This is a genomic window from Acinetobacter sp. 778_lipA (genome assembly GCF_058242985.1).
Genome location: NZ_JBZAYT010000002.1, coordinates 1 through 15247 on the forward strand (window position 1 = coordinate 1; position 15247 = coordinate 15247).

15 protein-coding genes and 2 pseudogenes are annotated in these 15247 nt (G+C 37.8%); 14 read left to right on the forward strand and 3 right to left on the reverse strand.

From position 1 onward, the window contains the following. The 3 genes from AC4CUY_RS21085 to AC4CUY_RS21095 all read right to left on the reverse strand — a co-directional run. A partial coding sequence (locus AC4CUY_RS21085) for a hypothetical protein (protein ID WP_490774686.1) occupies positions 1-256 on the reverse strand: 256 nt, incomplete at its 3' end. 100 nt (positions 257-356) lie between these two features. Then, complete coding sequence (locus tag AC4CUY_RS21090) at positions 357-1604, reverse strand: tyrosine-type recombinase/integrase (protein ID WP_004637174.1); 1248 nt, start codon at positions 1602-1604, stop codon at positions 357-359. Positions 1605-1939: 335 nt separating this feature from the next. Beyond that, on the reverse strand, positions 1940-3112 hold the full coding sequence (locus AC4CUY_RS21095; protein WP_004637173.1) for a replication initiation protein: 1173 nt from the start codon (positions 3110-3112) through the stop codon (positions 1940-1942). Between the two features lie 913 nt (positions 3113-4025). Here AC4CUY_RS21095 and AC4CUY_RS21100 point away from each other — a divergent pair. From AC4CUY_RS21100 to AC4CUY_RS21165, 14 genes and pseudogenes are all read left to right on the forward strand, one after another. After that, the gene (locus AC4CUY_RS21100) at positions 4026-4802 is read left to right on the forward strand and encodes a ParA family protein (RefSeq protein ID WP_004637171.1); all 777 of its coding nucleotides are present in this window, start codon (positions 4026-4028) and stop codon (positions 4800-4802) included. A gap of 18 nt (positions 4803-4820) precedes the next feature. Continuing rightward, positions 4821-5720, forward strand: coding sequence for a ParB/RepB/Spo0J family partition protein (locus AC4CUY_RS21105; protein ID WP_004637170.1), 900 nt, complete (start codon positions 4821-4823; stop codon positions 5718-5720). 126 nt (positions 5721-5846) lie between these two features. Beyond that, positions 5847-6197 (forward strand): annotated as a pseudogene (locus AC4CUY_RS21110) (transposase); the annotation flags it as partial. Further along, positions 6179-6460, forward strand: a pseudogene (locus AC4CUY_RS21115) (allantoin permease); the annotation flags it as partial. The pseudogenes AC4CUY_RS21110 and AC4CUY_RS21115, both read left to right, overlap by 19 nt. Before the next feature lie 405 nt (positions 6461-6865). After that, positions 6866-7348, forward strand: coding sequence for an urease accessory protein UreE (gene ureE / locus AC4CUY_RS21120; RefSeq protein WP_004637160.1), 483 nt, complete (start codon positions 6866-6868; stop codon positions 7346-7348). Further along, positions 7335-8000 carry an urease accessory protein UreF gene (locus tag AC4CUY_RS21125; protein WP_004637159.1) on the forward strand — a complete coding sequence of 222 codons (666 nt, stop codon included), beginning with the start codon at positions 7335-7337 and terminating at the stop codon, positions 7998-8000. Before ureE ends, AC4CUY_RS21125 begins: the two co-directional genes overlap by 14 nt. 17 nt (positions 8001-8017) lie before the next feature. Further along, complete coding sequence (gene ureG, locus AC4CUY_RS21130; RefSeq protein ID WP_004637158.1) at positions 8018-8632, forward strand: urease accessory protein UreG; 615 nt, start codon at positions 8018-8020, stop codon at positions 8630-8632. Between the two features lie 14 nt (positions 8633-8646). Then, positions 8647-9213 (forward strand): HupE/UreJ family protein, encoded by a 567-nt coding sequence (locus AC4CUY_RS21135; RefSeq protein ID WP_004637157.1) that lies wholly within the window; start codon positions 8647-8649, stop codon positions 9211-9213. A 71-nt stretch (positions 9214-9284) separates the two neighbouring features. After that, the gene (locus AC4CUY_RS21140; RefSeq protein WP_004637156.1) at positions 9285-10163 is read left to right on the forward strand and encodes an urease accessory protein UreD; all 879 of its coding nucleotides are present in this window, start codon (positions 9285-9287) and stop codon (positions 10161-10163) included. Positions 10164-10264: 101 nt separating this feature from the next. After that, complete coding sequence (gene ureA, locus AC4CUY_RS21145; RefSeq protein WP_000422459.1) at positions 10265-10567, forward strand: urease subunit gamma; 303 nt, start codon at positions 10265-10267, stop codon at positions 10565-10567. A 19-nt stretch (positions 10568-10586) separates the two neighbouring features. Beyond that, positions 10587-10895, forward strand: coding sequence for an urease subunit beta (locus AC4CUY_RS21150; RefSeq protein ID WP_004637154.1), 309 nt, complete (start codon positions 10587-10589; stop codon positions 10893-10895). Between the two features lie 42 nt (positions 10896-10937). After that, entirely contained in the window at positions 10938-12638 is a 1701-nt protein-coding gene (ureC, locus tag AC4CUY_RS21155; RefSeq protein WP_026057473.1) for an urease subunit alpha, read from the forward strand. A gap of 289 nt (positions 12639-12927) precedes the next feature. Then, a complete protein-coding gene (locus AC4CUY_RS21160) occupies positions 12928-13896 on the forward strand; it encodes a GlxA family transcriptional regulator (protein WP_005199781.1) in 969 nt (322 codons plus the stop codon). Positions 13897-13999: 103 nt separating this feature from the next. Continuing rightward, positions 14000-15238 (forward strand): M24 family metallopeptidase, encoded by a 1239-nt coding sequence (locus tag AC4CUY_RS21165; RefSeq protein ID WP_005199774.1) that lies wholly within the window; start codon positions 14000-14002, stop codon positions 15236-15238. Positions 15239-15247 lie beyond the last annotated feature (9 nt).

Sequence of the window (15247 nt, forward strand, 5' to 3'; positions counted from 1 at the left end):
TTTCTTCAGTATCAAAATAGACCGCTGCTTGGCGAGAAGCCCCTTCTTTCAAAAATCTTGGGAAAGTAGGATCATTTTCGATAATTTTGCGCAAGCAATCTCGGGTGACATTAAGCAACTCACAAACTTGATTGTATTTTAAGCGAAGAGGCTTCAGATTCTGATAACCAACAGGTATATCTAAATCATCATTTTTTTGAACAGTACGTACAATACTTCGACGAGTATGTGATGTAGGCGCTTTAAAATGATCCAACTGAGGATCCTCATTTAACAATAGAGAAACCATCCTAGCAAAAATGAACAATTCAAATCCCATCCGTTCAAAAACTCACAAAAGTCTCCACTTTTTTAAATTAATGCTTAAGTAAAGACTCAATATAACCACTCCACCACTCCATGATTTCATATCGTTCTTCTAAGTGTGCCTCTTTATCATATGCTCCCTTGACCCCAGTTTTTAAATGAGCCAATGCTGATTCGATCACCTGCCATTTGTCACTATAGCGTTTATTCAAATTGGAGGATGCAATATGTCTAAATCCATGTGGATTTTGTTTTCCTCGATAACCTAATCGATTCAATGCCGCATTAAATGTTAAATTCGAAATTGGCTTATTAATGCTATCGCGACTTGGGAATAAGTATTCACTTTCAGGTGAAATTTTCTTTAGCTCCATCAATAATTTAATGACATGCTTGGACAAAGGAATCCCATGTTCGATACCTTTTTTCATTATATTTGAGGGACGTATCCACACCGCCTCATCAAAATCAAATTGCTCCCATTTCGCCTGTCGCAATTCCCCTGGACGAGGAAACATATGTATTAAAAGTTCTAAGCCTATTGCAATCGGTCTGGATGAGGAATTTCGAATTAATGAAATCATTTCTGGAAGCTGTTGAATAGCTACATGCTTCATACTTTGAGATTCCCCTTTCGCTAAATAATCACCAATCCCTTCCAATGGATTATATAAAATACCTTTTTTAAATTTTGCTAAACCATAAGCACCTGAGCAACATGAAATAAGCTTTTCAATTCTGTTATAAATTCCTTCATTCATTTGCTTGTTAGTAAAAAACTCCAACCATTCTGCTGGTGTAATTGATTTATATGGTCGATGTCCAAAGACAGGAATTAAATGTCGTTCAACCGATTGTTTTTCCTTTTTATAAGTATCAGCAGCCCAAGTCTGCTTTTTTCGCTCTAACCACTCATAAATAAGATGCGAGAATAAAGCCTTTTCCTCCTCAAGCTGAATTTTCTTAATCTCAACCTGTGTTTGAATTAGTATTTCACCTAGCGTCATGGCCTCTGCTTTTTCACGTGCTTGCGCATAACTTACAGATGGATAACTACCTAATCCTATCCATGCCCATTTTCCTTGATCATTCTTATATCGATATTGCCAATGTTTTTTGCCATTCGGTTTAACCCTACAATACAAACCTGGAATATCAGTAGGCTCACGATATTCTTTCGCTTTGGGTTTAAGTGTTTTATAAATTTCTTCAACACTTTTTTTTCGGCGAACCTTTGTATTCTGCGATACAGATCTTAGACGAATATCATCGTGAGTATTAACATCAAAAACATTCATAACTTATGGAATCTCCAGTAATTTTTTCCTTGGTGTATCCCTGAGTTATATTTTAAATTTAGGATACAAACAAGGATACACAGAGCGTGTTCCCATACGAAGTTATATAAGTTTAAACAAAGCAATAAAAAACCCTTAACTCTTTTAGAATTAAGGGTTTAAGTATCATATGAGTGCATATGATTATAAAATTTGGTGGGCCCAGACAGACTTGAACTGTCGACCAACGGATTATGAGTTCATAGGTCTATTAATTAGCTATCAAAATATAACCTAAACTGATATCAAGCTTATTTTACACATTATCGTAAACAGTGTAGCAAGTTGCTACACTGTCATATAACTTCTTTTCCAAATATTTCATTCAATCGTTTTCTATTTTCTTTTACAAAATTTGGATTATTTTTCAATTTATATTTCATTTCTTTCTTAAATTCACTCATTGAACTGCCAGCTACAGCAAAATCCATTTGGAACATAATATCATTAACTATCACATTTGCTTGAGATTCAGTTAAGCACCCTTCTGTCTTAAACCACTTACTAAACTGTTTATAATTTGGGTCGTTCGCATAGATGTACCAAGACCTTACGGTCATATCGAACTTCGCACCTAATTCTTTAACAAGCGCATTATCATCAAAATTGACATCTAAATAGATTTGAGTCTTATCATTAGTATTAGATACAACAACTTCCGTGGCATGCCTATTAAGAATTTTAAATCGAACTCCGACAATAGGTCGACCTTTCTTGATGGTATCGTATTCTAATTGAAGACTAGTCCTTTCATTAATTTCTTCAATAATTTTGTCTAAAACGTATCGTCTAAAATCAACCCAACGATCGTATTTTTTCTCCCCAATATCAATTAATGCTTTGATATTCTCAAGTGAAAGTTCAACCTCATAAGAATCTTGATTAGCATACTTAAATTCATTTTTGATAAAGTATGAATACAAACTCATACTGGTGACAGAGTCCAAAGCAAATAAATCTTTCAATTGATAGGTTGTAAAATTTCCATTTGCTAAACGAGTAAAATATGGAAGTACTTCACTGGTGAAACGTATCTGCAAAGCATTTTTAGCATCATCTTCCCAACGGAGTTCACGAATAATTGGTACTACTGAGTGTACTTTTTTAACTTTACGCTTATTATCATCCACGGACTCTTCAATTACAAAATGGGCTACTCGTGATGATAATTCTTTATAAATACGATCAATAGCAACATTAATGGAATTCTTTTTATCTAATCCTAATAGTTCGCCTAAATCATCTTTATGCAAATAAATATAAGTTTGCTCTGTAATTTCACGATCTTGATTATTCTTCTCACCATAATTCGCAACAGCCATCGCATAAAGTAGAGCTTTATACTCATTAGATGATAATTCAATTGGTCTAATCAGACGGTTACTAGTGCTGACTACTCCATTATGTCGAATATTACCAATACAATAAGGTAGATGTTCTAATTCTTCTGGTTCGTTGTGATTGCTCATAAGTGGAAAGATTAAAATATTTTCTACATATTATACACAAAAGTGGAAGAAGATGCAAACCGCTCACTATTTTCTCTTCCTTACATTAAATTAACTCAGTTTATGCCCATCAAACACCTTAAGAGTGGAAGAAGTGTCACTATTAAAGTGCAATTTTGATACTATTTAGTCTTATGGTGGAATTAATATAAAATTAAACACTTTTAAGTGACAATTCTTCCACCTTTGATAATTCATCCGTGTCGCTAAAGCAATCAATTTGAAAATAGGAATAGCCTACAGCACCACTAAAGTGGAATTAATCAACACACATTCCACTGTTAAAGTGACAAGCCTTCCACCATTCCGATATTCTTGACTATTAAACATCATGTTATCCATTAAATTTTATACAAATAGTTTATCCACAGAATAAAAAACATCTAATGACAAGTCTTCCACCTTTATTTCAATAAAAACAAACTTATCAACATCACAAGCAGTTGAATTGTTTTGTTTTAAATTAAAAAATCCACATTAAAATAAATCACAATGACAAGTCTTCCACCATAGTGACAAACCTTCCACTTATCGGTGACAGACCTTCCACTAATTAGTGACAAACCTTCCACTTATAGGTGACAGGGCTTCCACTTATCAATGACAGGCCTTCCACTTATTAGTGACACGCCTTCCACTTTAAGAATCCTATCTATTTGATTTTAAAGAAATAAAATTTGTCTAATTATAATTAACTAATTAATACTAATTAATACTAATTAAAATTAGCTAGCTATATTTTTAAAAAAAGTTAAGAAATGTTTTTTCCACATCTTTTGAATTCAAAAGATAAAAATATGACAAAGGAACTGTAGCAAGTTGCTACAAATATCTTTATATTAAATGAAATCAAAGTAAATTCCTTAAGACAAATATGTCAACTAAAATCATTGCTGTAGCTAATCATAAAGGTGGTTGCGGGAAAACAACTACTGTAGTACATCTTGCTTCAGAACTTGCTGAATTAGGAAATAAGGTCTTAGTAATTGATCTGGATCCACAAGCAAATGCAAGTTTACATATAGGATTAAGACACCCTAGCGAAGTTGAAACTACATCAGCGGAATTACTCATTGGTGATATAAGTTTATTATCGGAAGCATTAGAAGAAGAAACAAAATTTAAAAATGTTTCCTTAATATATGGCTCATTAACTCTTGGTAAAACTGAAGATCAATTGAAAGATGATGCACCAAGACCAACCGAGGAACTTTCAAATAAATTGGAAATTCTAGAAGGATTATATGACTACATTCTTATTGATTGCCCTCCGAGCTTAAAATTATTAACTAGCAATGCTTTAGCCGCTTCGACACATGTTATTGTTCCAATTGAATCTGGTTCACAATACGGTCTCTATGGTGTTACTGATTTAATTAATCACTTAAGTAAAATTAGAAGAGTTAACCCTGAATTAGAACTCTTAGGTGCTTTATTAATTAAACATGATGAGCGTCAGAATGTATGTAAATTAATAAAAGATGAAGCATTTAATCAAGTTGGAGAATTATTGCATACCACAATTCCAATGAGCACTAAAGTTAATCAAGCTGCAATTTTGCAACAACCTTTATTATCTGTTGATAAAAACTCAAAAGTTCGAAAAGCTTTTGAAACTTTAGCACAAGAAATTGTTCAGCGTGTCAAATAATATAATTCTGGAAATACTATGGTAAGTAATAAAGAGATATTGGCTAAACGTCTTCAGCAAAATACTCAAAAGCATCAACATGCCCAAAAAGAGCATATTAATGATGTCAAAGAGCTAAGACGTAATGTACAAATTACAGATATTCAGGCTAGCCCTAACCAGCCTCGAAAACTCTTTAATCAACAAGATATTGAAGATTTAGCAGCATCAATTGAGGAAATTGGGCTATTACAACCAATTGCCGTTCGTAGAATAAATGATAAATATGAGTTGATTGCTGGTGAAAGACGATTGAAAGCCCACCAATTTCTCAATAAGAACACCATTGAAGTAATCATTATTGATGCATCGGATGAAGAAGTTGCTTTATTAACATTAGCTGAAAATTTAAAGCGAGAAGATCTGACAGATTATGAAATATATGTTGGATTAACTTCTTTGGATGAAAAATTAAAAAAAAATAAGCAGAAGTTAGCAAAGTCATTAGGTATGAATCGTGAGGATATGTATAAATATTTATCTTTTGAAAAATTACCTGGAGAGTTGATTGAAGATTTGGAAAAACAGCCCTCATTATTAGCACGGACCGCTGCTACAGCAGTGAAAAAGTTTCTATCAGATCATGATGAAAACCATGAAAATGCTAAAAAAGCATTATTCGAAGCATGGTCAAAATTGCTTAAAAAAGAAGTTGAACAGACAAAACTGACATCACTAGCTGAAAAAATCTTTAAATCAAAAGAAACGGAAGAAGTAATTCAAACTTCAATTGTACATAAAATTGAATATGATGGGAAAGTTGCTGGTAATATCAAATTTGACCATAATACATTAAAGGTATCTTTAAAAATCGGCCAATTCGATGATCAAAATTTACAAGAATTAGAAGCTTTCCTAAAACGAATGTTAGAAAAATAAAGTAAAAAAAGTGTAGCAACTTGCTACACTATTTTTTTGTAATTAGGAAAATTTATATAAGAGCCTATCCAATATTAATTTCATTCTTTTTTAGCAATTGAAAAAATAATTTGTTAAATTTCCCCCATGAGAAAACCATATCCCAGCGACATTAGTCGAGAAGCCTTTAAAGAAATTAAACCGTTACTATTGAGCGGAAGAAAACAAACACGTCCAAGAGTCGTTGATGTCTATGAAGTATTTTGCGCATTGCTCTATATTCTAAAAAGTGGATGCAAATGGAGTATGCTTCCTCGAGACTTCCCACCTAAAAGCACTGTGCATTATTACTTCTCGATTTGGAAAAAAAGTCTTCAGAAACTGAACCTAGCATACTTGAGCAAGCTTTAAAAAAATGTAGTTGGCGAGGCCCGTATCAGCAATGGACGCAAAGAACAAACGAGCTTTATCATGATTGATTCACAAAGTGTGGTGAATTTCTAATGCCATATTCACCTTTAATTGCTCTGATTTTGGGCTTTGTTTTGACTCCAATCATGGGTTTAATTACGAAAGGAAAATATTATATTAAAGCTACAGATGATGGGGTAAAAGAATCACGTTATGATGCTACTGGGCTACCTATAGCAACAGTTTATCATTGTGTGTCATGTGATGAAGATTATGAAAGACCTGATATTATGTATTCACATAAGCACAAAGGTGTTATTTGTTCTCTATGTAAGACTTTGGAAAAATAAATGATTTTTCAGATATCTGCTTTTTAATAAGCTCAATTTCGATCAAATCATAAACCCTGATGATTTTGCATCAGGGTTTTTTAATATTTATTGGGAAAACTCTAGAAAAAGTGCGGAAAAATCTATTCTAATCCAAAGAGTGGATACAACATCCATCTCGAATAACCCGACAGCTGCTATTTTTGTCTTAAATGTCCTGACATCATTTAAATGAGAAATCATATTTTCTTGAAGTTTTCATTTGGAGTTTCTGAGCAATATATACGCTTAAATGTGGTGTATGTAGAAAAATTGGCGCAATAATTGCTTTGAACGTTGAGGTGGTGCATTTTGTGAAAGCGATTTATATTTTGAATCAATTTGGATCAAAAGCAGTCCTAAAACAAAGTCAAGCATGGAGAAAAAATGGAAATTTATACTCAACGATTAGAAGTAGTTACAGAAAATTGTGACTTTGATGTCATTGAGCTGACTTTCGATACGCGCCAAAAGAGCCGTTTTCGTGCAACTTTAAAAAATGGGGTAGATATTGGTGCAGATTTGCCGCGTACAGGCATTTTACGCAGTGGATCATATATTTCGACGGAGAGCGGAAATATTCTTAAAGTTGAAGCGAAACCAGAAAAATTGATGAAAGTTTCGGCTCAGCAAGAGTTTGATTTATTAAAAGCTGCATATCATCTCGGCAATCGTCACGTTCCCTTAATGTTGACGCCAACAGCATTATATTTCGAACCAGATCATGTACTGGCTGAAATGGTAGTGGGTTTGGGATTAAACGTTGCAGAGGTAGATCATCCTTTTGAACCTGAAAGCGGTGCCTATGCACAACATCAACATGATCATCGCTTAAGCCCAATCAAGACTTTACATCATGTCCATCACTAATCTATCGCAACTACTCAGCCTGTTGACCTTGTCATCAACTGCGTTACCGATAGGAGCCTATTGCTATTCACAAGGTGTGGAAAGTGCTATTGATCGAGGGCTGATTCATGATGAAGCCTCCAGCATTGCTTATTTTGAAGAAGTGTTGGAAATGCTCTTGGTTCGTTTTGAGTTACCTGTGTTGAAACGTTTAATGCAATACAGTGATGACGAAGAAAATTTTACTTACTGGGCAAACTTTTACCGCGCCAGCCGTGAGAGTAAAGAGTTACTGGCGGAATCGAAGCAGTTGGCATTTTCTTTAAATGCATGGATTAGAGACGTATTAAAGCAACCCATTAAAGTGAAAAAACAGCTGGGCTTTGTTCCAGTGTATGGAAGCCTGTGTGGCACCTTGGGGCTAAATCAATCCGAAGTACTTACAGCGTATACCTTTACCGTTTTAGAAAATCAGGTCTTGGCGGCAGTCAAAACCCTACCACTTGGGCAAATGAGTGGTCAGCGTATTTTGTGGCATTTACATGCGCTTATTCCCGAAGCAATTGCGCGTGCACTGGAGCTGCAAGACACTGAAATCAGTAGTGCCTTACCGCAATATGCCATGCTAAGTATGCACCACGAGACCCAATATTCAAGACTATTCAGATCATAATTTTAAGAGGATAAAACATGTCACAACGTAGCCCATTACGTGTAGGAATTGGTGGACCAGTCGGGTCAGGTAAAACGGCACTTACCTTGAATTTATGTCAGGCCTTACGTGAAAAATATAATATGGCGGTCGTCACCAATGACATTTATACCAAAGAAGATTCAAACTTTTTAACCCGCAATGAAGCCATGTCTCCAGAGCGTATTGTCGGGGTAGAAACGGGTGGTTGCCCGCATACCGCCATTCGTGAAGATGCGTCTATTAACCTCGCGGCAATTGATGATTTATGTGAAAAGTTTGATGGACTTGAGCTGATTATTATTGAAAGTGGTGGGGATAATTTGGCGGCGACGTTTAGTCCTGAGCTTTCAGATCTAACCTTGTATGTGATTGATGTGGCAGGGGGAGAAAAGATTCCACGTAAAGGTGGTCCGGGCATTACCAAATCTGATTTGTTGATTATCAATAAAACAGACTTGGCACCTATGGTCGGAGCAAATTTAAGTGTAATGGACAAAGATGCTAAACGCATGCGTGGGGATAAGCCGTTCTTGTTTAGCAATATGAAAACCAAAGAAGGTCTGGAAATTATTATTTCGTTCATTGAAAAACAAGGTCTATTCAAAGCGTAATTCGGGGAAACACAATGACTTATTTAAAAAGAACTTTAGCCACTTTCGCCGCAGCTTTTCCAATGTGGGCAATGGCACATCCTGGTCATGAACAACAGAATAGTTTTTTAACGGGCTTTATTCATCCCTTTACTGGAATTGATCACCTCACGATGGCGATCGCTTTTGGTGTGCTGCTGTGGTCAGCGGCTAATCGTTGGAAAGTAGGTGGATTGTTGGGTTTAGTTATTGCCATGATTGCAGGTTTTAGCCTTGGACAATTGCATATGGTTTCTGCGAATATTGCTGAATACGGCATTGTTTTCTCCTTATCTGTTCTTGCCATTGCCCTATGGACCAAAGCCAATCGACTGTTTGCAGTTGCGACTATGGTTTTAGCAAGTTTTCATGGTATGGCGCATGGTGCCGAATTGAGTCATTCAGGTCATGTGATCGGTTTAGTCTTCGGCATGGTTGTTGCTATGTCTTGTATCTACGCAGGTGGCTTGGGTTTAGGTGCATTGGTACAAAAATATGTGCCACATGGTAAGAAAATTGTCGGTGGAATTGCCGCAGTTGTTGCATTGATTGGTTTGGCTTAATGATTTTTAGGTCGTTTTGATGAACAAATTTCAGCACAGAAAATTATTGGTATTGATCACGCAGAGGAAGCATGCAGGATTTAACCGTCAGTCGAACGCATGATGCTCAATTATGGTTTGCCAAGTTGGAACTCGGTTTTCAGGCTCAAAAAGAGCCTGAATGCACGGTGTTACATCACCGCAAACATTATGGTCCTGTTCGGGTACAAAAAATGCTTTGGCCTGAAAAAACAGGGGTTTGCCATGCCATTATTGTGCATCCACCTGCGGGCATTGCGGGTGGGGATCACCTGACTTTTGATATGTCTGTCGATGCGCAGGCTCATGCCTTAGTGACCACCCCGGGCGCAGGTAAATGGTACAAAACCAATGGTAAAAAGGCCTATCAGCATATCAATATTTGTTTGAATGCTGATGCTATTTTTGAATGGCTGCCGCAAGAAACCATGCTGTTTAATGGTGCGAATGCGCATTCAGAAACCATCATTCATTTGGATCATGCAGCCAGTTTTATTGGTTGGGACATGTTGGTCATTGGTCGCCAAGCACGTGAAGAGCAATTTAGTGATGGTGCCTATAGCAACCAGTTCAAATTGTTCCGTAATCAAACTTTGTTGGTGGCAGATACTTTAAGTTTTAAGGGCAATGACCGCTGGTTAAGTTCATGCCTAGGCATGCATGGTCAATCTGTGATGGGGAGTTTCTGGGCCGTGCCCCCCATGCAATATCGTGCCAGTTTAGATTTAGAACAGTATTTGGATTTAATCCGTGAACTGATGATGCGTATGGATGTACCTGTCACCTTAACGGTTTTGGATGATGTGATTTGTGCGCGCTATTTGGGGAATGATGTTCGGCAATGTCATGATGCCTTTGCTGCCATCAGAGCTAGATTAAGACGCTATTGGTACGATCTGGATGAAGAATTTCCACGTATTTGGAGAACTTAAAGTCATTTTAGCCTGTAATTTCAAGACAAAATGATACAACGCAATTTTGGTCATGCACGGCTCATGAGCAAAGCATCTCCACGTTTAAATAGGTAAAAGATATGGAATTAAATCCAACAGAAAAAGACAAACTTTTAATTTTTACTGCGGGCTTGGTTGCAGAGCGCCGTAAAGCACGTGGTTTAAAGCTGAATTATCCTGAAGCGATTGCGTATATTTCTGCTGCCTTGCTTGAAGGTGCACGCGATGGCATGAGCGTAAGCGAGTTGATGCACTACGGCACGACTTTACTGAGCCGCAATGATGTGATGGATGGCATTGCAGAAATGATTGTTGAAGTCCAAGTTGAAGCAACCTTTCCAGATGGCTCAAAACTGGTGACTGTACATCAACCGATTATGTAAAGAACAATAAGGAATAAAGATGATTCCAGGTGAAGTAATTACGCCAGATCGCGATATTGAGTTAAATGTTGGACGTGAAACCCTAAAAATAACGGTTGCGAATACTGGGGATCGACCGATTCAAATTGGTTCACATTTTCACTTTTATGAAGCCAATGATGCTTTGCAATTTGAGCGCGAGCGTGCCAAAGGCTACCGTTTGAATATTGCAGCAGGCACCGCAGTACGTTTTGAGCCAGGTCAGAGCCGAGATGTCGAGTTGGTGGCACTAGCTGGAAAGCGTGAAGTGTATGGCTTTTCGGGTCGAGTGATGGGGAAACTTGACTAAGTCGGGCCATCAAAATCTTTTAAGAATTTAGAGTAATCTATGATGAAAATGTCACGTCGTGCATATGCGGAAATGTTCGGACCAACAGTAGGAGATCGTGTTCGCTTGGCGGACACGGAACTGTTTATTGAAGTCGAACAAGACCTGACCACTTATGGTGAAGAAGTTAAATTCGGTGGTGGTAAAGTCATTCGAGATGGCATGGGACAGTCCCAATTGTTGGCAGATGATGTTGCTGATACCGTTATTACCAATGCACTTATTGTCGATTGGTGGGGCATTGTGAAAGCTGATGTCGGTATAAAGAATGGTCGTATCTGGAAAATTGGCAAGGCTGGGAATCCAGATATACAACCCAATATTACCATTCCGTTGGGAGCTGCCACGGAAGTGATTGCAGGGGAAGGTCAAATTCTCACTGCAGGTGGCATCGATACGCATATTCACTGGATTTGCCCGCAGCAAGTGGAAACTGCACTCATGTCAGGTACAACCACCATGATTGGTGGTGGAACAGGTCCAGCAGCGGGAACATCCGCCACCACGGTAACACCGGGACCATGGCATATTGCGACCATGTTGCAAGCCATCGATGATTTACCCATGAATATTGGACTATTGGGCAAAGGAAATTTGAGTTTACCGGATCCTGTCCGCGAGCAGATTGAAGCGGGTGTGGTGGGTTTGAAATTGCACGAAGACTGGGGTTCCACACCCGCTGCCATCGATAACTGTTTAACGGTTGCCGATGAATACGATGTTCAGGTTGCCATTCATACCGATACTTTAAATGAAAGTGGCTTCTTGGAAGAAACGCTGGCGGCATTTAAACAGCGTACCATTCACACCTATCATACCGAAGGTGCAGGTGGTGGGCATGCCCCTGATATTTTAAAAGCCATTGGTCAAGCCAATGTGTTACCATCTTCAACCAATCCCACCCGTCCTTATACCGTCAATACCATTGATGAGCATTTGGACATGCTGATGGTGTGTCATCATTTAGATCCTGCAATCTCAGAAGATGTTGCGTTTGCCGAAAGCCGAATTCGCCGTGAAACCATTGCCGCGGAAGATATTTTGCAAGATTTGGGCGCAATTTCCATGATGTCGTCCGATTCACAGGCAATGGGACGTGTAGGAGAAGTGATTATTCGTACATGGCAAACGGCACATAAAATGAAAGTGCAGCGCGGACCACTAGAAGGTGATACGCCACATACCGATAATCAACGGGTTAAACGTTATATTGCGAAATATACAATTAATCCAGCGATTACCCATGGTTTAAGTCATGAAGTCGGCTCGGTCGAAGAAGGCAAGCTGGCAGACTTGGTGCTGTGGAAACCTGCATTTTTTGGTGTTAAACCTGCCATGATTATTAAAGGCGGTATGATTGCAGCAGCGCCAATGGGTGACATCAATGCGTCCATTCCAACACCACAGCCTGTGCATTACCGTCCAATGTTTGGCGCAAATGCGCGCGGTGCACATAACACCTGTATTACCTTCTTGTCTCAGGCAGGAATTAACAATGGCGTAGCGGAAAAATTAGGTCTGAAGAAAATCATTTCTGCATGTAAAAACACGCGTAATATTTCCAAAGCTGACATGAAGCACAACACCTATACACCAGTGATGGAAGTTGATCCAGAAATTTACGAAGTACGGGCAGATGGCGTGCATTTAACTTGTGAGCCAGCAGAGGTATTACCAATGGCTCAGCGTTATTTTTTATTTTAAAGATTATCTTTTTAAGACCTAAAATATTCAGTCTGCGGATCATGTTTGGTGTGATGCAGACTTTAATGATTGATATTGTAAGAGTATTGTAGCTCTGATGATATTGCATGTGTAAAGAGGAAACATGTAAGGAGATGCTTAGATAACATTATGGAATAAAGTCATTGAGAATTAAGTTCAAGTCTACTTTAAAATAATTTATCGGCTGAAATTATTAATTATGTAAAATCATCTTATTTGGTACGTAATTTGCTTAACTAAAAAATTAGCTCTTAAAGAGATTTCTTTAATGAAGACTTCATTTCAAGCAAAGCGTATTGGTTTTTTACTTCTTGATGGATTTTCAATGATAGCATTTTCAAATGCTGTTGAGGTCTTTAGAATGGCAAATTATGTTGAAAAAAGTCATTTATATCAATGGAATGTGACAGGTTTAGATGGGCATCATACTTGTGCTAGCAATGGTTTGCAGGTGCAGCATACTTGCAAAATACAGCATCTTTTTGAAATGGATATTGTGTTTATTTGCGGTGGTTTTCAGCTTTTTAAGTTGAATAACCCATTACATAAAATTTTTTTGAAGCGTTTAGATCAGGCGAATATAGCTTTAGGTGGGATTTGTACTGGTGCATATGTGTTGGCAAGTGCAGATCTATTGAATGGTTATCAAGCGAGTTTACATTGGGAAAACTCTTTAGCTGCACAAGAAGAATTTCCGCAAGTTAATTTTAATCCACATATTTTTAGTTTGGATCGGAACCGATTTACCTGCTCGGGGGGGCTTGCATCCATAGATATGTGTTCGCAACTCGTGGAGCAACATTACAATGCCAATTTAGCCAAGAGAATTTGTGAACAATTTATTGTACATCACTTGCGTGAAAATACGGATATTCAACACCAACCCATCTCGAAGCAGGGTAAAGATATTCATCCTCTTGTCAAAGAGGCAATTCGTTTAATGGAAAATAATATTAATGAACCATTAAATATTTTAGAAATTTGTCATTTGATTCATAGTCAAACACGAACGTTAGAACGCTCATTTCAAATGCATTTCGACTGTTCTCCCAAAGAATATTATTTAAATATACGCTTAACACATGCACAAAATTTATTGAAACAATCTTCTATGAGCGTCTCTAATGTAGCATTAGCCTGCGGTTTTGCTAATGCGTCTAGTTTTAATAAAGCCTATAAAAACCAATTTAATTATTCTCCGAAAAATGAACGTGGCATTTTGGAATTAGCTTTTTAATTTGTCGAATTTTGACAATTTTTTAGCGATTTTGGAAAAAAACAACGTTTCAAAAATACCTATGCTTGATTCATACAGACACACAACATGAAAGGTATTAGTGATGAATATTCAAGCAAATATGGTGAAAGATACGTTACCTGCACTTTTAACGATTGAAAATGGTAAAAAAGTGCAGTCAACTTTCTCAAAACAAGAATATGAAAACCGTCATAGAAAATTACGTCAAATGATGGCGGATCAACAAGTTGATTCAGTTTTATTCAGCTCTATGCATAACATCAACTATTACGTTGATTTCCTGTATTGCTCATTTGGTCGCTTTTTTGGTGTAGTAGTTACAGATCAAAAAGTGGTGAGTATTTCTGCAAATATTGATGGTGGTCAACCTTGGCGTCGTACAGTAGGTGACTACAATGTGGTCTATACCGATTGGCAGCGTGATAACTATTTCCGTGCTGTTGCACAAGAAATTCCCAACAAAGGTCGTGTAGGGGTTGAGTTTGACCATCTGCCGATTGAGCGATTAAACAAGCTGAAAGCATTCTTGCCAAATGTTGAGTTTGTCGATATTAGTGCCACTTGTATGAAGCTGCGTATGGTGAAATCTCTCGAAGAAATTGCGCACATTAAACAAGGCGCAGCCGTATGTGATATTGGCGGTTTTGCATTAACTGCGGCTATCAAAGAAGGTGTGCACGAGCACGAAGTCGCGTTGGCATCGACACAAGCGATGGTGCGTGAAATTGCTAAACGTTTTCCGCATTCAGAATTAATGGATACTTGGACTTGGTTCCAATCAGGCATTAATACTGATGGTGCACACAATCCTGTGACTACTCGTCAAGTGCAAAAAGGCGATATTTTAAGTCTGAACTGCTTCTCAATGATCGCGGGTTATTACACTGCACTTGAACGGACTCAGTTCTTTGACCACTGTGATGATGCTTCATTAAAAATTTGGCAAGCGAATGTCAAAGTGCATGAGGCAGGTTTGAAACTGATTCAACCTGGTGCACGGTGCTGCGATATTGCTAACGAATTAAATGAAATTTACCTTGAAGAAGGTTTGCTTCAATACCGTACTTTTGGTTATGGACATTCATTCGGCGTACTTTCCCACTACTATGGTCGTGAAGCTGGTTTAGAGCTTCGTGAAGATATTGATACCGTGATTGAACCTGGAATGGTGATTTCAATGGAACCTATGCTTATGTTGCCACAAGGTATGGCAGGTGCGGGCGGTTATCGTGAACACGACATTTTGGTGGTGACTGAATCAGGCACTGAAAATATCACTAAATTCCCTTATGGCCCTGAGCACAACATTATCAAGGCATAAGTCACAAGG